This window comes from Micromonospora sp. CPCC 205558, from assembly GCF_036902955.1.
In the GTDB taxonomy this organism is placed as follows: domain Bacteria; phylum Actinomycetota; class Actinomycetes; order Mycobacteriales; family Micromonosporaceae; genus Micromonospora.
The window spans coordinates 15,816-39,597 of sequence record NZ_JBAKHR010000006.1 but is presented as its reverse complement, the minus strand read 5'-3'; the positions used below and the strand labels follow the sequence as shown (position 1 = coordinate 39,597).

At 70.1% G+C, this 23,782-nt stretch carries 19 protein-coding genes, 3 tRNA genes and 1 pseudogene; 14 read left to right on the top strand and 9 right to left on the bottom strand.

The annotated features are described in order from the left end of the window. Positions 1-57: 57 nt before the first annotated feature. Complete coding sequence (locus tag V6U86_RS07485; RefSeq protein WP_334500037.1) at positions 58-657, top strand: hypothetical protein; 600 nt, start codon at positions 58-60, stop codon at positions 655-657. 59 nt (positions 658-716) lie between these two features. Here V6U86_RS07485 and V6U86_RS07480 read toward each other — a convergent pair whose 3' ends face one another. Both V6U86_RS07480 and V6U86_RS07475 read right to left on the bottom strand, forming a co-directional pair. Continuing rightward, positions 717-2,318 carry a ricin-type beta-trefoil lectin domain protein gene (locus tag V6U86_RS07480; RefSeq protein WP_334500034.1) on the bottom strand — a complete coding sequence of 534 codons (1,602 nt, stop codon included), beginning with the start codon at positions 2,316-2,318 and terminating at the stop codon, positions 717-719. A 162-nt stretch (positions 2,319-2,480) separates the two neighbouring features. Continuing rightward, positions 2,481-4,727, bottom strand: a complete 2,247-nt coding sequence (locus V6U86_RS07475; RefSeq protein WP_334500031.1) for a glycosyltransferase family 39 protein — start codon at positions 4,725-4,727, stop codon at positions 2,481-2,483. A 123-nt stretch (positions 4,728-4,850) separates the two neighbouring features. Here V6U86_RS07475 and V6U86_RS07470 point away from each other — a divergent pair, with 123 nt between their 5' ends. After that, positions 4,851-5,558 carry a glycosyltransferase family 2 protein gene (locus V6U86_RS07470; protein WP_334500029.1) on the top strand — a complete coding sequence of 236 codons (708 nt, stop codon included), beginning with the start codon at positions 4,851-4,853 and terminating at the stop codon, positions 5,556-5,558. Positions 5,559-5,679: 121 nt separating this feature from the next. Beyond that, the gene (soxR, locus tag V6U86_RS07465) at positions 5,680-6,153 is read left to right on the top strand and encodes a redox-sensitive transcriptional activator SoxR (RefSeq protein WP_334500026.1); all 474 of its coding nucleotides are present in this window, start codon (positions 5,680-5,682) and stop codon (positions 6,151-6,153) included. A gap of 28 nt (positions 6,154-6,181) precedes the next feature. Here the strand turns inward: soxR and V6U86_RS07460 are convergent, their stop codons facing one another. Then, complete coding sequence (locus tag V6U86_RS07460) at positions 6,182-7,180, bottom strand: NAD(P)H-quinone oxidoreductase (protein ID WP_334500024.1); 999 nt, start codon at positions 7,178-7,180, stop codon at positions 6,182-6,184. Between the two features lie 161 nt (positions 7,181-7,341). Here V6U86_RS07460 and V6U86_RS07455 point away from each other — a divergent pair. Continuing rightward, positions 7,342-7,431: transfer RNA gene (locus V6U86_RS07455), tRNA-Ser, on the top strand. A gap of 123 nt (positions 7,432-7,554) precedes the next feature. Here V6U86_RS07455 and V6U86_RS07450 read toward each other — a convergent pair. After that, positions 7,555-7,710 carry a hypothetical protein gene (locus tag V6U86_RS07450; RefSeq protein WP_334500022.1) on the bottom strand — a complete coding sequence of 52 codons (156 nt, stop codon included), beginning with the start codon at positions 7,708-7,710 and terminating at the stop codon, positions 7,555-7,557. Positions 7,711-7,837: 127 nt separating this feature from the next. Here V6U86_RS07450 and V6U86_RS07445 point away from each other — a divergent pair, with 127 nt between their 5' ends. Continuing rightward, a complete protein-coding gene (locus V6U86_RS07445; RefSeq protein ID WP_334500020.1) occupies positions 7,838-8,380 on the top strand; it encodes a YbhB/YbcL family Raf kinase inhibitor-like protein in 543 nt (180 codons plus the stop codon). Positions 8,381-8,548: 168 nt separating this feature from the next. On the opposite strand, the gene V6U86_RS07440 is transcribed toward V6U86_RS07445, so the two are convergent. Further along, complete coding sequence (locus V6U86_RS07440) at positions 8,549-9,259, bottom strand: class I SAM-dependent methyltransferase (RefSeq protein ID WP_334500016.1); 711 nt, start codon at positions 9,257-9,259, stop codon at positions 8,549-8,551. 212 nt (positions 9,260-9,471) lie between these two features. Here V6U86_RS07440 and V6U86_RS07435 point away from each other — a divergent pair, with 212 nt between their 5' ends. Beyond that, the gene (locus tag V6U86_RS07435; protein WP_334500013.1) at positions 9,472-11,307 is read left to right on the top strand and encodes a hypothetical protein; all 1,836 of its coding nucleotides are present in this window, start codon (positions 9,472-9,474) and stop codon (positions 11,305-11,307) included. 21 nt (positions 11,308-11,328) lie between these two features. On the opposite strand, the gene V6U86_RS07430 is transcribed toward V6U86_RS07435, so the two are convergent. Then, positions 11,329-12,105, bottom strand: coding sequence for a hypothetical protein (locus V6U86_RS07430; protein ID WP_334500011.1), 777 nt, complete (start codon positions 12,103-12,105; stop codon positions 11,329-11,331). 323 nt (positions 12,106-12,428) lie between these two features. Between V6U86_RS07430 and V6U86_RS07425 the strand changes: the two genes are divergently transcribed. Further along, positions 12,429-13,958, top strand: coding sequence for a peptide deformylase (locus V6U86_RS07425; protein WP_334500008.1), 1,530 nt, complete (start codon positions 12,429-12,431; stop codon positions 13,956-13,958). Between the two features lie 67 nt (positions 13,959-14,025). On the opposite strand, the gene V6U86_RS07420 is transcribed toward V6U86_RS07425, so the two are convergent. Further along, complete coding sequence (locus V6U86_RS07420; RefSeq protein WP_334500005.1) at positions 14,026-15,141, bottom strand: globin domain-containing protein; 1,116 nt, start codon at positions 15,139-15,141, stop codon at positions 14,026-14,028. 144 nt (positions 15,142-15,285) lie between these two features. Here V6U86_RS07420 and V6U86_RS07415 point away from each other — a divergent pair, with 144 nt between their 5' ends. Continuing rightward, positions 15,286-16,056 (top strand): CPBP family intramembrane glutamic endopeptidase, encoded by a 771-nt coding sequence (locus tag V6U86_RS07415; RefSeq protein WP_334500002.1) that lies wholly within the window; start codon positions 15,286-15,288, stop codon positions 16,054-16,056. Positions 16,057-16,060: 4 nt separating this feature from the next. Here the strand turns inward: V6U86_RS07415 and V6U86_RS07410 are convergent, their stop codons facing one another. Beyond that, a complete protein-coding gene (locus V6U86_RS07410; RefSeq protein ID WP_334500000.1) occupies positions 16,061-17,272 on the bottom strand; it encodes a hypothetical protein in 1,212 nt (403 codons plus the stop codon). Between the two features lie 239 nt (positions 17,273-17,511). Here V6U86_RS07410 and V6U86_RS07405 point away from each other — a divergent pair. The 3 genes and pseudogenes from V6U86_RS07405 to V6U86_RS33345 form a co-directional block, all read left to right on the top strand. Then, a tRNA-Ser gene (locus V6U86_RS07405) sits at positions 17,512-17,602 on the top strand. Between the two features lie 35 nt (positions 17,603-17,637). Beyond that, a tRNA-Arg gene (locus V6U86_RS07400) sits at positions 17,638-17,710 on the top strand. An 86-nt stretch (positions 17,711-17,796) separates the two neighbouring features. After that, a pseudogene (locus V6U86_RS33345) lies at positions 17,797-17,961 on the top strand (hypothetical protein); the annotation flags it as partial. Between the two features lie 54 nt (positions 17,962-18,015). Here the strand turns inward: V6U86_RS33345 and V6U86_RS07395 are convergent. Then, positions 18,016-18,225, bottom strand: coding sequence for a winged helix-turn-helix domain-containing protein (locus V6U86_RS07395; protein ID WP_334499997.1), 210 nt, complete (start codon positions 18,223-18,225; stop codon positions 18,016-18,018). A gap of 229 nt (positions 18,226-18,454) precedes the next feature. Between V6U86_RS07395 and V6U86_RS07390 the strand changes: the two genes are divergently transcribed. The 3 genes from V6U86_RS07390 to V6U86_RS07380 all read left to right on the top strand — a co-directional run bounded on the left by V6U86_RS07390 (position 18,455) and on the right by V6U86_RS07380 (position 23,758). After that, a complete protein-coding gene (locus V6U86_RS07390) occupies positions 18,455-18,961 on the top strand; it encodes a hypothetical protein (protein ID WP_334499995.1) in 507 nt (168 codons plus the stop codon). Between the two features lie 97 nt (positions 18,962-19,058). Continuing rightward, a complete protein-coding gene (locus tag V6U86_RS07385; RefSeq protein ID WP_334499993.1) occupies positions 19,059-21,653 on the top strand; it encodes a M48 family metalloprotease in 2,595 nt (864 codons plus the stop codon). An 854-nt stretch (positions 21,654-22,507) separates the two neighbouring features. After that, a complete protein-coding gene (locus tag V6U86_RS07380; protein WP_334499990.1) occupies positions 22,508-23,758 on the top strand; it encodes a nucleotide sugar dehydrogenase in 1,251 nt (416 codons plus the stop codon). Positions 23,759-23,782: the final 24 nt, after the last annotated feature.

Here is a 23,782-nt window from a genome sequence, read left to right as displayed (position 1 = left end):
CGCTCCGCTCGTCGTTGCGGGGAAGGCTGAGGGCTCCACTGACGGAGAGGGAGAGTCATGCCACGTTGGGGTATCGCCACCGGCACCACAGCACTGCTCGCGGCGGTCGCGCTCGGCGTCAGCGGCTGCGGCGCGGCCGAGGTGGCCAGCCAGCCGGCTCGGGAGGCGGCCGTCGAGGTCGCGGCCGCCATGGGGGTCGAGGGTCAGGCGCTGGCCGCGATGGGCTTCGACGCCGACGACCTGGACGTGCGAACCGTCGCCGCACCGGCCACCCCGACACCGGGTGCGTCCCCCACGGCGCAGGAGAAGGCCCGGGAGAAGCGCGGCGAGGAGTGGCGCAAGCGCCGCCAGGCCCGCGTGTTGTTGCGCAGGAACACCCTGCACGGTGAGGCGGTGGTGAAGGCGAAGGACGGCGGTACGCGGACCGTCGCCGTGCAGCGCGGCGAGGTGACCGCGATCGACGGTGACTCGATGACCGTCAAGTCCACCGACGGCTTCACAATGGTCTGGACCTTCGGCGACGACCTGCGGGTCGTCGAGCGCCGGGCCACCGTGCAGCCGAGCGAGATCACTGTCGGTGCGACGCTCGGTGTCGCCGGCGCCAAGGACGGCGACAAGGGCGTGGCCCGGCTCATCCTCATTCCGCGCGCCAGGTGAGCGAAGGGGCCCTGGTCGACACCAGGGCCCCTCTTGGCTCGTCAGCAGACGCGTTCTCGTCAGTAGACGCGGGAGCCGATGAAGTCGTCGTGACCGTAGCCGACCGGGTTGGCGGCGGTACGGGCCTCGAACGACCACTGCTGCCGGGTGCTGCTTCCGCAGGTCGCCAACCGCAGGCGAGAGCCGCCCAGCAACGGGTTGTCGAACGCCACGCAGAGGTTGTTGGCGCTCGCCGGCCTGATCTGGTTACCCACGAAGACGAACTGCTGGGCGCCGGTGCCGTTGCAGTCGTAGATGTTGACCGCGGTGCCGGCGGTCATCGAGCTGTTGGCGACGTCCAGGCAGCGGTCGTGGGACAGCTCCGAGTGCAGCGACCGCCGGGCCGAGTCGTACCAGAAGCCCTGGTTGCGCCCACCATGGCAGGAGTACGGCTGCTGCACGGTGCCATTGCGCGAGTCGTACCCCTTGCCGTCGACACAGGTGCCGGTGGCGAGGTTGCGCAGCTGCTTGAACTCCAGCAGCCCCGGGTAGAGCACGCCACTGCCGGTGCTGGCCGGGTCGACGCAGCTGGCCCGCGTCTGCCCGGAGTTCCAGAACTGGGTGATGCACTGGGCGAACATGCCGTGCCCACGGGCGTTGGGGTGGAACGACTGGCGGGCGGCGTTCTCGTTCCAGATGCCGATCTCGATGTACAGGCCGCGGACCGAGGTGTTGTCGGTGCACACCTCGTGGCCGTGGAAGAGCCGGCTGGCGTCCAGGTAGCGGGTGCCGGTGTTCGCCGCGGCCGACCGCAGCGCCGACTCGAACATCGGCACCGCCTTGTTCCGGGCGAACGCCGCGTCGGCGAGGTAGAGCAGACAGCCGCCGGAGTACCAGCCGGGGAAGTTGGGGTTGTCCTCCACGTCGGGGCTGCCGGGGCTCGGGTACGACATGAGCACCAGCTCGTAGTCCGACCGCAGGTAGCCGGCGTTGGTCATGGTCTGCCGGATGTCGGTGAGCGCCGATTCAACGGCCTGCCGGCTGCCGTCGGTGCGGATCGTCCACTGGTCGGTGTAGGTGGGGTAGCAGGCGCCCTGGAAGAACACCCGGCGGACGGCGCAGTCGGTGGCGACCGGACCGAACTGGATGGTGCCGTCACCGTTCGCGCCGACCACCACCCAGATCAGCTTCACGTGCGTGTTGCGCGCCTTGATGCCCAGGTAGTCGCCCTGGTTCAGCTCGTTGTGCTGGGTCGGGCCGCCCGCGATCAGGTTCCAGGGGGTGGCACCGGAGCAGGCGATGTTGTACTGCGCGTCCGACGCGATGCCGGTGCGGAACACCGCCTGGTCGTACGAGCGGTCGCACCAGTTGCCGTCCTGGTGGGTGCCGGGGACGTAGTTGCCGACCCCTTCGCCGGAGATCTCGCTGTCTCCCATGGTGACCAACGCGGTGCGGCGTTGTTCGATCGGGCGGATCGCTGGGCTGCCGTAGAGGGCGGTCGCCTCGGCGGCCCGGATGGCTTCGAGGTTGGCGGGGAGTGGTTGGACTGTCGGTCGGTCGACGGCGCTGGCGGGGGTGGCCGGTCCGGCGAGCATCGGTAGGACGAGAGCGGCGACGGCGACGGCGACGGTGATGGCCCGTCGTCGGGTCGCGCGTTCGGGCCTGGCGGGGATTGCAGGCATCGACGCACTCCTTTCGGCTCAATCGCGGGACGTCGATTGAGTTACCAGACGGTAACGTGCGGATCAACGGATGTGAATGCGCTTCGGATCCTTGCGCGCGGGATGCAGAACCGCCCGGATCGGACTATCCGGGCCTCAGGTCGTTGGGGTCGGTCTGCTGGCTCAGTGGCCCGGCGGCAGGGCGTAGCCGACGTAGCCGCGGAACTCCAACCGCCAACCGGCCGGGACGAGCTTGGCGCAGGCCGCCTTGCTGCCGGTGCAGACGATCGCGTCGACCGAGGCGGGATCGGCCGGCGGTCGTTCCGGCAGTACCGACTGCAACGCCACCAGGTCAGGTGAGCCGCCGTCGGGCTGCCGCAGCAGCAGCCACCACGGGTACTCCCAGTTGTCGTTCTGTTCCACCAGCCCGATCCGTCGCGCGCCGCTGTCCCGGACCGCGGTCGCCGCCCAACCGAACTCGTCCGCCCACTGCGGTCGACGCAGGAACCGGGTGTCCCAGTCCGAGGTGGTGAAGACCGAGCCGGCACCGACCAGCCGGCGCGGGAAGCCGTACGACAGCGCGAGCACTCCGGCCAACGCCGAGGTGGCCAGCACGGTGACGGCCGCCATGGTGGCCACCGAACGACGTCCACGGCCAGCGGTTGCGTCACCCGCTGCCGGTACGGCGTCACCCGCTGCCGGTACGGCGTCACCCGCGCGGCGGCGGAAGAGCGCGTCCAACCAGAGGCCCGCGAGGGGAACGGCGAGCACCACGGAGTAGAGCAGCAGACGATTGCCCCACGGCTGCCACTTGATCATCGCGGTGTGCAGCAGCACGGCGGTCAGCACCACCACGGCGTACGCCCGCAGCGCCCCAGCCCGTTCGGGAGTGATCCGCCATGGTCGGGCGAGCGCGATCACCGCGCCGATCACCGCCAACACCCCGGCCAGCGGAAACGCCACCCGGTCCTCGTCCGGATACCAGGCCGGCTCCGGGAAGAGCTCCCGACCGAAGGTGATCGCACGGTCCTGCGGGTCGACCCCGATCGCCTCGGCGCCGCTGATGATCACTTCGGCCCCGGCCCGACGCAGCGGCGCCAGCGGCGTGTCGAACGCGGTGTGCCCGATCCGCAGTGCGTTGACCACTATCGACGCCGGGTCGTGCCGCTCCATCGGGATGGACTCGCGCAGCCGGGGCGGCCCCAGCGGGTGCCCGAACTCGGCGGTCACCCGGGCCAGGAACGGGCCGACCACCACGGCCGCGACCACCAGGATCAGCACCGAACCGCCGACCGTGCGGGCCAGCCCGACGACCGGCCAGGACCGCCGACCCCCGCCAGCGGCTGCCGCCCTCCTGTTCCGGGCCAGCCTCAGCTGGGCCAACCCCCAGAGCAGCAGCAGCGGGCCGACCGCGATCAGGCCGCTGGTCTTGGTCACCGCGGTCAACCCGGTGGCCGCCCCCAGCCCGAGCAGCGTGCCCCAGCCGGTCCGCCGACGCAGCCCGTCCAGCGCCAAAGTCGCCGCGCAGGCCACCCACGCCGCGCAGACCAGATCGGTCTGCGTGCTGGTCGCCTGGAGCACCACCATCGGGGTGGTCGCCAGCACGAACGCGGTGAGCAACTGGGCCCGCCGGCCACCGCCGAGCTGCGCGGTGATCCGGGCGGCCACCAGCAGGCAGACCACTCCGGCCGCCCACTGCACCAGGTTGTACAGATGGTCCCCGCCGCTGAGCAGGCGTAGGTGCAGCAGCAGATACTCGGCCCCGGGCGGGATGGTCACCTGCCGGTGGATGGCCGTGGGCCAGAAGTCCAGGTCACCCTGCGCCACCCAGTGCTCCACCTTCGGCAGGTGGTACGTCTGCGAGTCGAAGTTGTTCGGCTCGGCCAGCAGCGCGACCAGCAACTCCACCAGGACCAGCCCGCCGACCGTGCCGGCGAGGAGCCGCTCGCCCGGCCGGGCCGTACGCCAGGTGTGGACCGCCGCAGCGAGCAGGCCGGCGGCCCCCCGGCCGGCCCGGGTCGGCGCGCGGTCGGGCTCGCCGCGCTCGGCGACCGGGGCGGACACGTCGGGGCTGCCACCGGGCGCCACCGCGCCGACCGGCACCGGCCGCGGCGCAGCGCCGACCGATTGCGGCGCGGCCGCGGACTGCTGCCCGAGGGTGGCCGCCCGTTGCCAGCGCAGACCGACCGCCGTTGTGGCAGCGACCAGGAAGAACAGCCAGGCGACTGCGAACGCGGGCCGGGTCAGCGCGTGCGACGCGCCGAGCACCTCGACGACCAGCACCGCGTACGCCCCGCCGAGCAGGACGGCGCGCACCACGGCGAGCCGCAGCCGTGCCACCGCACCTACCTCGCGTGGCCTCGCCGCGACGGTGAGCAGGAGCACGGCGGCGGCAGGAACCGCCGTGAGCAGGGAGCCGGCAGCCGACATGGCGGAAGTAAACACCATTGATCTGAATCCGCCGCGTCTACCGCCTTGCAGTGGCGGTAGGCGGTTAACAATCCAACCAGGCTAGGCTATGGCCGACGTGTTGCCGCCACCGTGGAGATCCCCGTGAAGCTCTCGATCCTCATGCCGGTCTACAACGAGGAAGATCGCATCGCGGATGCCCTCAAGCAGGCACTGGCGGTTGACTATCCCTGTGAGGTCGAGCTGGTCGTTGTCGACGACGGCAGCCGGGACGGCACCGGCGAGGTCCTCGGTCGCGCCGACGACGCGCGCCTGCGGGTCATCACCCACCAGCGCAACGCCGGCAAGGGTGCCGCCATCAAGACGGCGGTCGACAGCGCCGAGGGTGATTACATGGTCATCCTCGACGCCGACCTGGAGTACGACCCGCAGGACATCCCCAAGCTGCTCGACCCGGTGCTCGACGGGCGGGCCACGGTGGTCTACGGCAATCGCACCTTCGGCAGCCACAGCGCCTACAGCTTCTGGTACGTGATGGGCAACAAGGGCGTCACGATGGCGGCGAACGTGCTGTTCAACTCGTACATCGGTGACCTGGAGACCTGCTTCAAGCTGATGCCGGTGGCGCTCTACCGGTCACTTGAGGTGCGCTCGCGCGGCTTCGGCATGGAGGCCGAGGTGACCGGCAAGCTGCTGCGTCGCCGCATCCGGCCCTACGAGGTGCCGATCAGCTACCGGGCGCGCGGCCGGGAAGAGGGCAAGAAGATCACCTGGAAGGACGGCGTCGAGGCGATCTGGATCCTCGGCCGCGAGCGCGCTCGCCGTCGCCCCACCGCCTCAGCCGCCAACTGACCCTCAGGTGCGCTGATCGACCGCCGCAGGTCGTCGGCGTCCAGCTGGCTGTCGGTGGTCAGTGCGATGGTCACGGCACTACCCTCTGAGTTGAAGTGCACTTCAACTCAAGGATTTGGTGATGCTGGACCTGTTGACGATCGGTGAGCTGTCGGCCCGCTCCGGCGTGGCACCGTCGGCGCTGCGCTACTACGAGCGCCTCGGGCTGATCCGCGCCGACCGTACCGGCGGCAACCAGCGCCGCTACGCCCGCGCCGAGCTGCGCCGGGTGGCCTTCATCCGAATCTCCCAGCAGGTCGGTGTCTCGCTCGACGAGATCCGGGAGGCGCTCGACTCGCTTCCCGAGGCCCGCACCCCAAGCCCGCAGGACTGGGCGCGGCTCTCGGCGAGCTGGCGCAGCCGACTGGACGACCGCATCCGGCTGCTCACCAGGCTTCGTGACGACCTGGACGGCTGTATCGGCTGCGGCTGCCTGTCCTTGCAGCGCTGCACGCTCTACAACCCGGAGGACACCCTCGCCGGCGAGGGCCCGGGTGCCCGGCTGGTGCTGCCCCGACCGACGGACGCCCCAACCCCGGCAAGCTCGCTCAACTGACGGCCGACCCTCCACCCGCCGGGCTCGCTCAGCTGACGGCCGACCCTGCACCCGCAGGGCGGGTCAGCAGCACCTTGCCGAAGTGGTCGTTCGACTCGACGAGCCGGTGCGCCTCCGCCGCCTCGGTCATCGGCAGCCGCCGGTCCACGATCGGTCGGATCCGGCCCTCCTCGACCAACGGCCACACCTCGTCCCGTACGCCCTGGACGATCTCCGCCTTCTCCGCGAGCGGACGGGACCGTAGCGACGTCGCGGTGACGCTCGCCCGCTTGCTCAACAGCGCGCCGAGATCCAGCTCGGCCTTGCGCCCACCCTGCATCCCGATCACCACGAGCCGCCCGCCGGTGGCCAGCGCGGAGACGTTCCGCCCCAGGTAGGACCCGCCCATGATGTCGAGGATGACGTCCACGCCGCGCCCGTCGGTGACCCGCCGGACCTCCTCCACGAAGTCCTGCTCCCGATAGTCGATCATGTGCGCCGCGCCCAGCTCGCGCAGTCGGGCGTGCTTGGATTCTCGTGCCGTGGTCAGCACGGTCACGCCGAGGGCCGCCCCGAGCTGGATGGCGAAGGTGCCGATCCCGCTGCCCCCGCCGTGCACGAGCAGCGTGTCGCCCGCGCCGAGCCGCGCCACCTGGACCAGGTTCGACCAGACCGTGCAGGCCACCTCGGGCAGCGCCGCAGCGTCGACCGGGTCGCACGCCGGCACCGGCAGCAACTGCCCGGCCGGGACCGCGACCCGCTCCGCGTAACCGCCGCCGGACAGCAGCGCGCAGACCTGCTGCCCGACCGCCCATCCGGCGACCTCCGCGCCAACCACCGTGATCACCCCAGAGCATTCCAACCCGGGGTACGCGGACGCGCCCGGCGGCGGTGGGTAGTGCCCCTGCCGTTGCAGCAGGTCGGCGCGGTTGACCCCGCTGGCCCGCACATCCACGATCACCTCGTCGGGGCCCGGCTCCGGGTCGGGCACCTCGGCCCAGACCAGCGACTCAGGCCCACCCGGCTGCGGAATCGTGATGGCTCGCATGGGGCCAGTCTTCCCGATCTCGCCGGGCGCCGCAGGCGCACCCCTCCAGCCCACAGTGGACGCGCCAAGACGCTGGCCGGCGCACCGGGGAGGGACGCCGGGCCGCCCGGAGCGAGCCGTGGCAGACTATGCGTGGCCGTACGCCTGCGGGTGACGGCCCAGGAGGGTTCGCCTAGTGGCCGATGGCGCTGGTCTTGAAAACCGGTAAGGCAGCGATGTCTTCGTGGGTTCGAATCCCACACCCTCCGCCAAACCTGCTTCACTCGGCCCCGCCGCAGTCGGGGTGTTCCGGCCGTGCGGATGCCGCGGTTTCCTGAATGTCGAGTGGATCTGGCGCGGGTGAGTGGTGCGGGTCCCGGCGGTCCGCGTCCCGGTCACTCCGGCGGGTCGGTGGTCCGCCGCTGCTGGCGGATCGTCTCCTCAGCCAGTCGCTCGATCGCGCGTCGGCGTTCGTCGGCGACGGCTCGTTCGTCCTGGCGGCGGAGCGCGGTGAGGACAGCTACCACGAAGTCCCGCCAGATGCCGGCCACGATGTCCCCCTGAGGACGTTGCCCGAACTCAACCGTAGCTCCGGAAAACCACAGTGCCGGTCGTCGGAACGGACACGGCGGGGTATGAAGGGGCTGGTATCTCCGCACATCGGAAGGACGCGTCCCCATGACCCTGGAACGACCGATCGCCCCGGACCCGTACGAGCTGCTGCCGACGCTGCCCTCGTTCACGCTCACCAGCGACGACGTGCAGAACGGCGAGCCGATGGACGCCCGGCACGCGCATGGCAGCACCGGGGGCGACAACGTCTCGCCGCAGCTGACCTGGTCGGATTTCCCCGCCGAGACGAAGAGCTTCGCGGTGACCTGCTTTGACCCCGACGCGCCGACCGGCAGCGGTTTCTGGCACTGGGTGCTGGTGAACCTGCCGGTCAGCGTCACCCAGTTGCCCAGCGGGGCTGGTGGCGCGGCGGGCACCGACCTCGGCGGGGCGTTCTCGGTCCGCAACGACTACGGCGATCAGGGGTACGGCGGGGCGGCTCCGCCGCCCGGCGACCGCCCGCACCGGTACGTCTTCGCGGTGCACGCCCTGGACGTCGACCGCCTGGACCTGACCCCGGACGCCACCCCCGCCTACGTCGGCTTCAACCTGACGTTCCACACCCTGGCCCGAGCGGTGATCCGCCCGACCTACCAGATCAAGGACTAAACCCCGCCCCCGTCCTCGCCCCAGCTCTCGCGATCTTGCACTTACTGTCCCGGCATTCCTGACACAACAGGCATAACGACGACAGAAAGTGCAAGATCGCCGGGGCCGGGGCCGGGGCCGGGGCCGGGGCCGGGGCCGGGGCCGGGGCCGGGGCCGGGGTCAGGGCGGTCAGGCTGGGACGCGGGCTACGGCGAAGACGGACTGGCCGAACGGCGGGAGGATCAGCTGCTCGGCGGCTTTGGTGGCGGGCAGGACGAGGGTGTCGTACACCTTGACCATCGGGCCCTCCTTCGGCATCAGCCGGAAGACCTTGGTGGCCATGAAGTAGCCGATCAGCCCGAGCGCGTTGGCGTAGTGGATCTTCTCGACGGTCAGGCCGGCTTCGGTCATCGCCGCACCGAGGGTCTTCTTGGTGTAGCGGCGGACGTGCCCGGTGGCGATGTCGGCCGGGCCCATCGCGAACTGGAACGCGGGCACGATGATGATCACGGCGCCGCCGGGTCGGACCAGGTCGCGCATGCTCTGCAGCGCGCCCACGTGGTCCTCGATGTGCTCCAGGACGTTGTACGAGACCGCGGCGCTGTAGTCGCCCCGGTCGTGGTGCGGCAGCAGCATCTGCCGGACGTCGATGTTCGGACGGCCGGCGAGGCGCTCCTTGAGCTGGACCAGCCGGTCCGGGTCAGCTTCGGTGGCGGTGAACCGGGGCAGCCGCTCTGACCATTCCAACGCGTAGTCACCAAGGCCGCTGCCGATCTCGATCGGGTCGTCGCCGAGGTACGGCACGGCCAGTTCGATGAACCAGCGACGGTGGTTGACAGCGGTTGCCAGGCCTTCCAGCACCTCGGACTGCACGCGCTGATCCCCAGTGATTTCTGCCATGCGTCGATTCCTCACGATATGAACTCGACCCGTGCCTGGACCGACAGAGTGAATCATCCGCTGGGACGGCAGAAGAATCGGGGCAGCGGGGTGGCCGAATTGTGGTCGGGGGGTGGATTCGTGATCGGCGGTCGGCGAACCCGGCACATAGTACGGCAGTACCCCGAAACATGTCACGGCGGTGCCATACGCTGACTACCCTATGAATTGCCATGACTACTCCTGAACCGGACTTGCCCAGCGGCAGTGACGGCCCGGCCGCCGCGTCGTCGGCGGAGGGGGCCTCCGGTGCGCCTCAACCGTCCCGCAGGGGGAAATGGCCCGATTTGGTTGCCGTGCTGAGCTTCGTGGTGCTCGGCTTCTGGGTCACTGGTCGGCTCTGGCTGGACCCGGGCAGTGACGTACGGGACAACCAGTCCGATCAGTCGCAGTTCGAATGGATGATGGCCCACGGTACGCGAGTAGTCACGCACTTTGCGTATCCGTTCCATTCCAATCAGATGAACGTCCCGGACGGCGTGAATCTGATGGCCAATACGTCCGTATTATCCATTTCATTGCCAATGACGCCGATCACCCTGCTGTTCGGGCCGCGGGCGTCATTCCTGGTCTTTCTCACCGCCGGCATGATTGCTACCGCCACGGCCTGGTATTTCCTGCTCTCCCGGGTCCTGATCGGCAGCCGGGGGCCGGCGTGGCTGGGTGCTGGCTTCTGCGCGTTCGCGCCGGCCATGGTGTCGCACGCCAATGGGCACCCGAACATCGTGTCGCAGTTCGTCGTCCCGTTGATCATCTGGCGCACGTTACGACTCGGCGAACCGGGCCGCTGGCTGCGCAACGGTGTCCTCCTCGCGCTCGTCATCGTCTGGCAGGCATTCCTCAACCTGGAGATCCTGCTGATGACCGCGATCGGGCTCGGCGTGATCAGCGCTGTGCTCGCCGTCGGCCGCGCGGAACTACGGTCGCGGGCCCGACCCTTCCTCGCCGGCCTGGCCGTCGCCGCCGGGGTCTCCGTGCTCCTGCTGGCGTACCCCCTGTACGTCCAGTTCTTCGGCCCGGACGCGTACTCCGGGCTGTCCCGCCTGATCCGCGGCTACTCCAGTGACCTGGCCTCGTTCGTCGCGTACTCCCGGGAGTCCCTCGCAGGCAGCGCGCGCACCGCCGCCGGCCTGGCCAAGAACCCGACCGAGGAGAACAGCTTCTTCGGCTGGGCGCTGGTCGTGCTGGTGATCGCCCTGGTCTGGTGGCTGCGCCGCTCGATCGTGGTGCTCGCGCTGGCCGCGCTCGGGTTGCTCTTCGCGGTGCTCTCACTGGGGCGGGAGGTCCGCTTCAACAACCGGGGTACGGGTGTGCCGGGCCCCTGGGCGGCGCTGGAGAACCTGCCCATCCTGCACTCGGTGGTGCCGACGCGCTGGGCGTTGGCGATCACCCCCATCATCGGGCTGCTGCTCGCCTACGGCGCCGAACGGGCCCGCGAGTTGGCGTACGCGCACCCGGCGGCCCGGGGGCAGGTCCGCTTCGTCACCGCGACCGTGCTCACCATGGCCCTGTTGCCGATCGTCCCCACCCCACTGCCCGTGGCCCGCCCCGACCCGATCCCCACCTTTGTGACCAGTGGGGCGTGGCGTCCCTACGTGGCTGGTGGGCGCAGTGTGGTCACCCTGCCGTTGCCGGACACCACGTACGCGGAGCCGCTGCGCTGGTCCGCGGCGACCCGGCTGGACATGCCGCTGGCCCGTGGTTACTTCCTCGGCCCGGACACCCGCCCAACCGCCGATCCGCCGAAGGTCGCGCTGTTCGGCGCGGTTCCCCGCCCCACCAGCAGCTTCTTCAACACCATCCGGCGCACCGGGGCGGTGCCGCCGATCACCCCGCAGAGCCGGGTCCAAGCTGTCGACGACCTGCGCTACTGGCGGGCCGGGGTGGTCATCTCCGGGCCGCACGAGCACGAGGCCGCGCTGCGTCGGGGGATGACCGAGCTGACCGGGATCCAACCGGTCTTCACCGGTGGCGTGTGGGTGTGGGACGTCCGGTCGTTGACCGACTGAGCCGCCCGGCCCAGCCTGGCCCTAGCGGACGCAGCAGCCCTGGCAGACCTTCGGCCGGGGCAGGGTGAAGGCGAGGCAGCAGGTGCGCCGCTGCACGGCCGGCTCACCGGTCGGCCCGGGCACCAACTCGATCAGGTCGGTCATGTCGAGTGCGCCGAGCAGGGTGTCGATGCTCTGCACCGTGGAGCCGGGCAGACCGTCCGCGGCCCGCAGGATGCCGTGCGCGATGCCGGAGGCGACCGAGCCGAGCAGCGTCCGGGTGCCCACCCGAACCTCGGACTGGATCGCCGTAATGAGCGGTGCCAGGTGGGCGTCGAGCAGTGACCCGCGCAGTGCGGCCAGCAGCTCCGCCTCGTCGGCGACGACCCGCACCTCCGGTAGGCCGGCGAGCGCAAGCGGGTCGTTCGGCAGCACCGCCACGGTGGTGCCTCGACGCAGGCCCATGGTGAGCAGTTGCCGATGGTCCTCGAAGTGGATCAGCAGGTCGGCCGGGTCGAGCAGCGGCACCCGCCGGGCGGAGGCCCAGCCGAGCACGACCGGCAGCGCGGCCCAGTAGCTGTACGACTTCCAGGCCAGTGCCGCGCAGGCGTGCGGGGTGCCACCCCAGCGGACGGCGGCGCCGTTCAGCAGCTCCGGCAGCCGGCTGCCGTCGATCAGGGTGGTGGCGGGTGCCCAGCCGAGCTCGTCGTCCACCAGCAGACCCCGGGCGAGACCGGGGAGATCGTCGGTGCCGAACATGGCCCGCAGCGCTGCGGTGACGGGAGCGAGCGGCGTGGTGGCGGCCTCCCGCCTCGGCATCACCGCTGTCACCTGAGTCGTCCCCTGTCTGCGTGACCGAGGAGTGCGCCCCGGCGGACGAACCAGTGCCGTCCTGAGCTAAGGCTAGCCTAACCAGACCCTCGGTCGTAAGGGAAGGCTCACCTTGGCCCAATCGCGGAGGCCCAGGTCACTCCGCATCCGGCGGGAGTGACGCCTCGCGTACTACCCGCAGTCAGTGCCGAAAAACGCGGCACAATCGGTCGTCGTCGGCGAATTGTCAAGCACTGTGTCGAGAAGATGCCACATGAGTGTGTGCTCTCGTACGGAACGTGAAACTTATAGCCCCGGCCACGAGGAAGCTGATGACGACCTCACCCCTCGAACGGGCTGCCGACTCCTTCGCGGCCGAGCTCGCCCGGCAACGGACCGGGCGCGGGCTGTCCAAGAAGCAACTGGCCGTTCTGATGGGGTTCGACCCGTCCTACGTGAGCCACGTCGAGGGCCGCCGGCACCGCCCAACCGAGGACTTCGCCCGCCGCGCGGAGGCCGTCCTGGAGGCCAGTGGCGCGATCTGGCAACGCTTCCGGGAGTACGACGACCTACGGCACGCCCGGGTAGGTCAGCCGCACCGCGGGCCGTACCTGCCGGGACAGTGGCTGCCACCCGGCACCGGGTTGGTCGTGGAACGGGAGCTGGCCACCCTCACCCACGCCGAGGACGGCTACCGGTGCGTCATCCGCCGTGAGCTGTACAACGCCGGCCTTGAGCCGGTCACCCGCTACCTGGTCCGGGTCGCCGTCGACCGCTACCCGAACGACCCCGGCCGCTCCAACCGGCACCACCGGGAGCACCCCCTCACCTTCGGCGAGCTGCAGATACAGGCCCGTCGAGAGGACGGCGGCGGGGACTCGGAGCCGATGCACTGGCGAGCCAAACACGATCGGGACGCGTTCAAGGAGATCTGGCTGCTCTTCGAGAACGGGGAGCGGAGCTTCCCCCTCTACCCGGGCGACCGGGCCACGATCGAGTACGCGTACAGCGTCGGGCCCGAGAAGTGGGGCCCCTGGTTCCAGCGAGCCGTCCGGCTGCCCACCCGGCAGTTGGCCGTACACCTGGATCTGCCGGCGGCGCTCGACCCGCAGGTCTGGGGCGTGGAGACCTCGCTCAGCGCGGAGGAGGGCCCGCTACGGACGGCCCCGCAGCGTCGCGACGAGGGCGACCGGGCGATCTACGACTGGCAGGTTGACGACCCACCGTTGAACGCCCGCTACCGGATGCAGTGGCGGTTCCGCGCCCGTCCGGACACCGAACCGGACGTCAGCCCCGGCGCTGTCCGGGTCCGACCCAGCGACCGGATGCGCGGCCTCGGCGTGGTGCAACGCGGGGCCGACCTGCTCCGCCAGCAGGCCCGCCCGTTCGACCTGCCCAGGGAGGAACGCGTGGCCCGGCACATGGTCGACCGGCTCACCACGGCCCTGGCCCGGCTCGACGAGCTGCACCCGTTCAGCAAGGGGGTGGGTGTCGCCGCCCCGCAGTTCGGCCTCGACCGGGCGGCGGCCGTGGTGCGGCCCCCCGACCGATCAGCGGAGCCGGTCGTGCTGCTCAACCCCCGGGTGGTCGACGCCGACCTGGAAACCGACGAGCAGTACGAGGGCTGCCTCTCCTTCTTCGACCACCGGGGTCTGGTGCCCCGCCCGTTGCGTCTGGACGTGGAGCACGCCCAGTGGGACGGCAGCCGGATCATCACCTCGTTCGAGTTCGGCATGGCCCGGCTGGTCGCACACGAGGTCGACCACCTGGAGGGCCGGCTCTACGTGGACCGGATGGCGCCCGGCGTGCCGTTGGTGCCGGTGGAGGAGTACCGCGAGACCGGGCATCCGTGGAGCTACTGACCAACGAGGGCCGGGGCGCGTGCCCCAGGGGGCAGGGGCACGCGCCCCGGTGTGGGGGGAGGAACGTCTAGAGGTCACCGAAGGTGTCGTAGCGGATGCGCGGCGGCGGCACGTCGTCCGCAGCGAGCACCCGCAGGGTGGACCGGACCATCCGGGCGGCGCCGGAGACGTAGCAGTCGTGCGTGGTCCACGGGCCGTACCGGGCCACCACGTCCGGGATGTCGCCTTGCTCGCCGTCGAAGTCCGGGTCCTCACTGCACGCCGGGGTGACCGACAACCACGGGTGTACGGCCACCAACTCCTGCAACGCGGCCAGCCCGTACAGGTCGGCCGCCTGCCGGGCACCGTAGAAGACGTGCACCCACCGGGTCCGGTTGAAGGTGGCCAACTCCTCCACCAGCGCCTTGATCGGTGCCAACCCGACGCCGCCGGCCACGCAGAGGATGTCCCGTTCCGAAGCGCGGTCCAGGGTCATCGACCCCATCGGTGCCGCCAGGCGGAGCAGGTCACCCGGCCGCACCCGCCGCACCAGCGCGCCGGACAGCCAGCCGGCCCCCGGAGACCGCACGTGGAACTCCAACACGTTGTCGTCGTTCGGGGCGTTCGCCACCGAGTAGTTGCGCCACACCCGGGGGTGGTAGCGCGGCGCCTCGAGGCTCACGTACTGCCCCGCCTGCCAGCGCAGCGGATGCTGCAACGCGCGGCAGGTCAGCACGGCGGTGTCCGGGCCGTACCGCTGGTGGGTCAGCACCTCGGCGTGCCAGAACGGCGGGTCGTCGTCGGCTGCCGCGCCGGCCACCATCAGGGCGGCGATCGCCGCGTACGCCTCCCGCCACGCCTGGTCGTACTCCAGGTTCCAGCTGTCGCCGGCGATGCTGCGCAGCGCGTCCAGCAGCGCGGTGCCCATCGTCTCGTAGTGCCGCTCGTCGACGTGGTACTTACGGTGGTCGCGGCCCAGCGCCCGGAGGAACTCGTCGAAGCTCTCCGGGTCGTCGACCGTGTGGATCGCCGCGATGATCGCTTCGAGTATGCGATCGCCCTGGCCGGTCATCTGCACCGGGAAGAGTTGCCGCAGGGCGGGGTCGAGCAGGAACAGCCGAGCGTAGAAGTGACCGCTCAGCCGGACCCGGTCGTCCTCGACCAGGGTCCAGCTCTCCTTCAGCAACCGCGCGAGGTTGTCCACGGACACTCCTTCTCCAGACGGCAACGGATCGGGCGCCCATAGAATCTCCACGGAGAGTGTCGACTGGTCGCACAGAATGTGCGATCGGCTCATGCTGGCCGGTCGGCCATGTCACGGCTGCCACCCGTCGGGCAGAGTGGTGCGGTGACCGTTGAGCTGACCCGCCCGGTGTCCCGCCGACTGCTCGGCACCGAGACGCTGCTGGTCCTCGGCCTCTCCCTCGGCCAGTCCGCGATCTACGCGGTGGTGTCGATCATTGCGAAGTTGACAGCCGACGGTCCGCTCTCCAAGCAGACCGCCTCGCTGAACACCTCCGCGTCGGCCCGACCCTGGCTGGACCTCACGTACCAACTGCTCGGCATCGCGTTCGCGCTGCTGCCGGTGCTGCTCGCCGTACACCTGCTCAGCCGTGACCCCGGCGACCCGGCACGGACCCTCGGCCTGGACGCCCGGCGGCCCGGTCAGGACGTGGCGCGCGGGGCCGGCCTGGCGGCGCTGATCGGCCTCCCCGGGCTGGCGCTGTTCTGGGTGGCGGCCCACCTGGGCCTCAACGCGACGCTGGTGCCGGCCTCGCTACCGGACGTGTGGTGGGCGGTCCCGGTGCTGATCCTCGCCGCCGTGCAGAACGCCGTGCTGGAAGAGGTGATCGTGGTCGGTTACCTGGTCACCCGGCTGCGTCAGCTCCAGTGGCGGCTGGCCGCCATCATCGCGGCCAGCGCCCTGCTCCGCGGCTCCTACCACCTCTACCAGGGCTTCGGCGCGTTCGTCGGCAACGCGATCATGGGCGTGGTGTTCAGCCTCTTCTACCTGCGCACCCGGCGGGTGATGCCGCTGGTCATCGCGCACACAGTGCTCGACGTGTTCGCCTTCGTCGGCTACGCGCTGCTGCCCCGGGAGTGGTTCGACTGGCTCTGACCGGTCAGCCCCGACCGGGTCGGTAGATGGCCGCCGCCCGGGCCGCGAGCCGGTCGGCCGCCGCCGCGTCACCCAGCGCCGCCGCGAGCACCGCCGCACCCGGCAGCAACCGGGCCACCAGCCGCAACGCCACCCAACCGCCGGCCTGAGCGGTGAGCGGCGCGGCCAGCCGCCAGGCCGCCTCCGCCGCCCGTGGCCACGCCCCCTCGACCGGGTCGCCCGCCGTCTCCGCGGCGGCCAGGGCCGCCGCCGCGCTCGCCCGGTCCGGGTGCACCTGGGTCAGCACCAGCAGGTCGACGGCCCGGTCGGGATGCGTCGGATCCTTGCCGTACGCCGCGGCCAGGTGCAGCACCAGCTCCGCATGCGTCCACAGCACCGCCGCCAGCTCGGCCACCGGCGCGAAGAAGCCGGCCAGCGCCGCGGTCGCCCCGCCCGCGCCCGCCGAGCGGACGAACCGCCGGGTCGCCAACCGGGCCAGGCCGTCCGCTGACGCGTCCGGATACCTGTCGCGCAACCCCGCAGCCCACCCGGCCGCGCCGGGACCGAACGCCCGCACCGCGGCCAGCGCCAACAGCTCCGGCGCGAAACCCGGGTGGTCGAGCACGCCCGCGACGACCGCCCGCAGCTCCCATTCCGGGGTACGCCCCAGAGCCGGCTCAGCCTGCCGCGCGGCAGGTGTTGCCGGTGCCGTGACCTGCTCGGCGGGTGTCGTCTGCTGCTCGGCCACGGGTTCGGGGGCGGGCTTTGCCTGCGTGGTGCTCTTGCGTGGGGTGGCCGCGCGCCTGGTGGCCTTCGCTGCCTTGGCCGGGGTCGCCGGTGTGCTGGTGCTCGCGGCGCGCTTGCTCGGCGCTGGCGTGGTCGGGGTCACCTCGGCCGGCGTCTCGGCCGCTTTCCGGGGGGCTGCCTTGCGAGTGGGGGTGGTGCGGGCCTTCGGCGGTGTCGGTGCGACGCCTGTCGACGGGGTTGGTTCGTCACCGTTCGACCGTTCTGGTTGCCCGGCAGTCGCGTCGGTGGTCAGGTCGGTGGGCGGGCCGACGTGCGCTCGGCGGTCGTCCGGTGCGCGTCGAGGCTGTCGAGGCAGGGGGTGCTCCGGCTCCGGTGGTTGAAAGAGCACCGCCGGGGCAGCCTTGGCCCGTCGAGGACGCGGGCTCGCCGGCGCTGCCGGCGGTGCCACCGCCTCTGCGGGCTCCACCGTCTCGGTGGGCTCCTCGGCCACGATCGGCGGCCTGAAGGTGGCCCGTGGGGAGCGCCGACGCGCTCGTTCAGCAGGCTCACGACGGGTCGGCTCGCTGGGCGGCTGCTCCTGCATATCGATGGAGCGTAGTCCCGATCACGCCGTCGCACAGCGTGGAATCACCGAGGGCGGGTGGGCCCGTCGGGCGTACCCCGGTAGTCGTTTTGCTCCCGGTGGGTGGCGACCTGTATCCTCGGGCGCGGTGGTCTGAGGATCACCAGGGAGACTTCGCCTAGTCTGGTCTATGGCGCCGCACTGCTAATGCGGTTGGGGTCTTAAAGCCCCTCCCGGGTTCGAATCCCGGAGTCTCCGCGCGAAAGCCGGGTGTGTACACTGGCTGAGCACAAGCGCCCGTAGCTCAATGGATAGAGCATCTGACTACGGATCAGAAGGTTAGGGGTTCGAGTCCCTTCGGGCGCACAGACAGCCCTCTAGCAGGCCCAATGGCAGCTAGGGGGCTTCTTCTTGTCTAGCCATGACTGTGAATACCTTCTTACTCTCCGTGCATGGCCAAGATCAACTTGCTCCACTTCAACGCCTACGAGCGTGACCTCAAGATCCGCAACCGCTCCCCTCGCACCGCGCAGAACTACCGGGAGACGCTGCTCCAACTGTCGGCGTTCGTCGACGAGGCAGACCTCCTGAAGCTCAGCCGGACGGAGGTCGAGGGGTGCATCCTCCATGTCCTGGAGACCCGGTCGGCGGCTAGTACGGCAGCTGCCGTACTAGCGCTCGGCGACGAACGTCCCGCGCGCCGGGAGCGTCACGACGAGACCTCGCTCCCGCAGCAGGCGGATAGCCGCTCGCACCGTTCCGCGAGCAACGCCGTACTCCTGCTGAAGGTGAGCCTCGGAGGGGAGTGGCTGACGAGGCTTGAGCTTCCCGGATTCGATCTTCTTGGTGAGGAGATCCGCTACCTGGATGTAGAGCGCCACAGGATCAACGCGACTTGCAAGCGGGAGGGGTGGCCGCCACGGCGGATCCGCTCGCAGCGGCCGAGCAGGTTCGTCTCTGAGCAGTGGAAGTACCAGGTGCCGTGTCCGCGTTCCCCCAGTCAGGGCCTCAGGGGGTCACTTCACGTCGGGCCAGGATCGGAGGTAGCACGCCCCGTGTACCTTCCGTGTCTGTGGCCCTACCGGACTCGCGGCAGAGGGGCGGCTGACGGTGACGACGTTGCAGACCGAGTACGCGCACCAGGTGGCTCGCCAGGTCATCGCCCGGCTTGCGCCGGACGAGCTGCCACAGTTCGCCTCGACGGTGCGGGTGTTCGACGCTGCGTCCTGGCGACAACGACGACGCGCGGCGCGGCGGAACGAGGCGCTGGGGATCGGCGTGGACGGCGTGTTGAGCATGCTGACCATCCCGGTCCTGTACCTGCTTCACAAAATCATGGAAATGCTGGCCGACCATTACGCCGAGGTGGCCGCACGGACCGTCACCGCCCGTGTCGCCTTCTGGGTGCGACGGATCCTGCGGCGCCCGAATCCGCTGCCGGCGCGGTGGAACCCCACCGGCGAGCAGTTGGCAACCATCCGGACGGTCGCCCTGCGCAAGGCCCGCGTGCTGGGGCTCACCGCGGCCCAGGCCGAGCTGGTGACCGACGCGATCGTCGCCGAGCTGGCCGCCGGGCCGGACGAGCCGGGTAGTGCGATCGCCGATGTCGAGCCCTGACCCCCCGCATCCCGTTCGATCCCCACTTCCTGTCACCTGGACGACCACGCTGCGGTTCGTCCTGCTCGTCGTCGCTGCGACCGCCACGGTCGCCACCGTGACGAACTGGCTGCTGCCGTGGGTGTTCGGGGACTACGACAGCGCCGCGATCGAGGCGGTCAACGCCTGCCAGGATGCGGTCTACCGAGATCTGATGGACATCTCCCGGTCGCACGGTTTCTGGGATGTCTTCCGCTCCGACGGGCCCTTCCACCAGCGACTCGGCCAACTGGCTGACTGCCCGCGGACCGGCCGGTCCGGAGCCTGGCCGCTGATCGGGGTGGTGTCCTTCTGGACGATCGTCATCGTGGCGCTGTGGTGGCTGCCCGCTTGGCGGGTCCGGCGCCGGCGGTACGAGCGCCTCGGGCAGGTGACGGGCACCCACCCACCGGGTGCCGACGGCCGGCCGGGGCTGCTCGACGCGTTGGCGCAGTTGCAGCACATCGCAGGCGTGCCCTCGGCGGTGACCTACCTGCGGGACAACCTCGATCCGCGGTGCACCGCGCTGGCCTTCGGGCGGACCGGGCACCGGTGTGTCGTCCTTTCTGCCGGGTTGGAGACACTCCGGCACCGGGACCGCGCGGTCTTCGACGCGGTGGTGCTGCACGAGTTGGCGCACGTCCGTAACCGCGACGTCGACATTGGCTTCCTCACCGTCATCGCCTGGCGGGTCGCCATGCCGTTGGTGGCCCTGACGATTCTGTTGTCGATCGCCCGGCCGTGGACGAATGCGGGCGGAACGGCGGGTGACAAGCTGTTCGACGCCGCCGTCGCCCTCCAGTTCCTGGGATCAGCAGCAGCGGTGCTGCTGTTGGGCAGGTCGGTGCTGCGCAGCCGTGAACTCCTCGCCGATGCTCGGGTGTCGCAGTGGGCGTCGGGGGACGACCTCATCCGGACGCTCGAGAGTCATTTTCCCCACTCGCCCCGACGGCCCGTGCTGCTGTGGACGCACCCCTCGCTGACCCGACGGATCTCGGCGATGCGCGACGGCCGGCTGCTCGAGGCGACGAACTTCTGGGTCTGGTTCGCGGTGGGACTGGTCACCAAGACGATCATCTACGGCGTCGCCACGACGTCGACCGACAGTGCCTGGGGCCTGGTCATGGTCGCCGCTTACGCCGTCGGGGCAGGCTTCGTGCTCGTCGCGTTCGCCGTCGAGATCCTCCGCGACCCGGACCCCACCCGGGGCCATCGGGACGGGCGGCGCGTCGCGGTCGGTCTGGGCCTGGGTCTGGCGATCGGCTTCGTCCTGTTCGACTCGACGGTGATCTCGATCGCGATGACGGCACGGGATGCCTTCGCCCTCCAGCTACTGCTCTGGATACCGGCCCTGTGCGGCGCGGCGTGGTTGGCTTATCGGTGGCTAGCCGTGGTGGCGACCGCCTGGGCCCCGGTGCTGGCGGTCCTCCGCAGGCCGTGGTCGAGAGCGTTGGGCTGGACCACCCTCGGCATGTCGATCGTGCCGATTTACGTGGGGTTGACCTTCCTGGTCAGCCAGTTGACGCAATCGATCATCGGGCCGTTGATCGACGTCGAGGGTGTGCTGTCGGCGTCGGCGCTCGTCGTTGAGCTGCCGTTGCGGTTCGCCCTGTACCCGTATCAACGCACCGGCCCGCTGCTGCTGGTCCTCGCCGCCCTGCCGCTCGTCGCCGACGTACTCCAGGGCAGGACGCGGAACACACCCTCGGCGCCACGGACCAGGTCCGGTCTGACGCCCAGCCTGCTCCATGGCTTCGTGTGGGGCCTCGTCGCCATTACGCTGGGCCTGATCGTGGCGGAGCCCGTGCGGTCAGCGGGGGGCGGCCTGGCGAGTTTCCTCGCCGTCTACGGGGTCGTCGTGGTGACCCAAGTGGCCTGCGCGGCCCATCTGGCTCATCGACTCCGGCGCCGGCACCATCCGGTCGCCGCCGCCGCCCTCGGTGGCCTTGTCGTCGGGCTCGTCTGGACGACCTGGACGATCTTCCTGTTCATGCTGTCGTCCCGGGCCCCCGGTGCTGCGGTAAGCCTCCCCGGGCTTGTCCAGGCGTCCTGGTACCCGGTGCCGCTCGGGGTCGCACTGGGCGCCGGGGTCGCCTGTCTGATGGCAAGGCTCCACCGGAGGCGGGCCGGTCCGGTTGGTGCGGCTCTTGTCCACCCCGACTCCACCGCGGCGGTGCCGGAGCCCGACGCACCGCCCGGCCGCCCGCGACGACCCGGCCGGCTCGGACTCCGGTACGGGTTGATCAACGCCGTCACGATTCTCGTCGTGTCGTTGTACCTCTCGATTCTCGTGGCGTTACTGGTCGGTCCCCTTCTGCAGGTCGTTTCCGCTGTGCACGTGGTACGGAAGCCGCAACGTCGCCACCCAGTGCTGGCGGCCACTCTCGCCTGCGTCGTCACGGGAGTCGTCGGGCAGGCGGCCGTCCTGTTCCTGATTGTCGCCGCGCTGCTCGGCTCGGGGGCGTCGCCGGATGTGGCGGTCGCCGTCAACGGAACGCTGCTGCTCGGGTGTCCGCTCGTCGTCGGCACCGGCGTCGGTTCCGCAGTCGCCGGCATTTTGCACGGCGTTCGCTCCGACAGGAGGCCCCCGCCCGGACCCGGCGTCGACGACGGCAGGTACGGACCAGGGCCAGGGCCAGGGCCAGGACCAGGGCCGGTCCCCAGCCGACGTTGACGGGAGCAGGCCATAGCTCGCCGTCACTTCCGGGGATCCTGCCCGGGTGGTTGGGGCAGCGAGGCTGGCCGATGTTGGTGGCCGTGTGTTGTAAGCCCGATCACATCAACCGCTGGCTCGCTCGGCGACACCGCCACCAGGCCCGCGCTGCTGGCCCCACAAGCGGATAACACTGAACCATGACTAAGTCCTGGTCAGCCAGCAACTGTCCGCTCTAACGTCTCATCGTTGATCGGTCAATTTTCAAATTTGCACAGTGCCGCGCCGGCCCCCGGCCTACCCGGAAAGATCTATCTGCTCGGCATCGGGCCTTGTCGACGGAGAGAGCATCGACTACCGTCTCGATTAGACCGACGCGATCACTCAGCGTGCGGCCCGCCAGAGAACTCGGCGTCACCCTGCTCCGCGAGGAGAGATAGGGGTGATGCTGCTGCGTGTGCCTATCGGTTTTGAGTAACACGGAAACGGGGAGCTCGTCAATGACACGGGGATTGTGTTGGAATGGGAGTGCCTTGCACTCCCGATTTATCGCCGCAGTGCAGGACGCCCATGGCAGTGCCGGGCGCGCGGCTGGGCCCGCGGACAAGACAGGGCGCGCCTACGTGGTCTGACCTGCGGTTTCATCCGCGCGGTCAGCCGCCTCAAGACCGCAGGCGGCGCATGTAGGGAACGCCGTAGACGCCATCGCCGAAGCTGGGACCGGCCGATCCGATTCGGTCATCTCGTCGGTGCCCGACGTCCGAAGACGCCTGAACGAACGCCTTTTCGACCGTGAGACGCGCGGGCTTTATCCGATGCGTCACGGCTGAGAGGGCGGGTCGGCGCGAACCCAGTCTCAGTAAGGAAAATGAGGAATGCCGCAAATTGATTTGGTGGTCCTAGGTCTCGGCTACGTCGGCATGCCATTAGCCTACGAAGCTTCACTGAATGGGCTACGAGTGATGGGCGTCGACATTGACAATGCCGTTGTGGATGGCCTCATGGCTGGCCGCTCCCACATCCGCGATGTGTTTGACGAGGACCTCGGGCGGATGCTCGAAAGTGGTTTTACCGCTACGACTTCCGCTGAGGTGATCAGCGCTGCGGCAACTGTGGTGATCTGTGTCCCGACTCCACTGGACGACCAGCGCCGGCCGCACCTCAAGGCCGTCGAGTCCGCCGCCCGGCAGGTCTCGGCCCATCTCTCTCCCGGCACCCTGGTGGTTCTGGAGTCCACGGCCTATCCGGGCACCACGGAGGAGGTGGTCCTGCCGATCCTCGAACAGTCCGGCCTGACCGCTGGCACCGACTTCTTCTTGGCCTTCTCACCGGAGCGGATCGACCCGGGAAACCCGGATTTCAGCGTACGGAACACACCGAAGATCGTGGGTGGCCACACGGCGGCCTGCGCGAAGGCGGCCGAGAGCTTCTACTCGCGCGTCGTGAACAAGGTGGTTCCGGTGCGGGGCACGCGGGAGGCCGAGATGGCGAAGCTCCTCGAGAACACCTACCGGTACGTCAATATCGGGCTGGTCAACGAGATGTTGGTCCTCAGCGAGGCGTTGGACGTGGACTTCTGGGAGGTGGTGGGCGCCGCGGCGACGAAGCCCTTCGGGTTCCAGCCGTTCACTCCGGGGCCGGGCGTCGGCGGTCACTGCATCCCCGTCGACCCGATCTATCTCTCTCGCCGCCTGCAGGACCTGGGCAGCAAGTCGGAGTTCATCGACATCGCCGATCGGACGAACGAGCGGATGCCCCGCTATGTCGCAGACCGAGTGATGAAGCTGCGCGCACCCTCCGAGGACCGTCCCACCTCGGTGGCGCTGCTCGGGGTCAGCTACAAAGAGGATGTTGCCGACGCCCGCGAGTCCCCGGCCATTCCGCTCGCCGAGCACCTTGTCGCCGCGGGCGTCGAGGTCAGGTTTCACGACCCGTACATCGAGTGCCTGACGGTGGGCGGCGCTGACCTGGCCGCACTCGGGTCGCCGGACGAAGCGTTCCGGTTCGCGGACGTCGTCGTCGTGCTGCAGAAGCACAGCCAGTACCTGAGCACCGATTTCAGCCCGGCAAGAACGGTGCTGGACACCCGTGGCTTCCTGCAGGGCGACAACGTGGTGCGGCTGTGAACGGGTGACCACAGCACCTCCTCG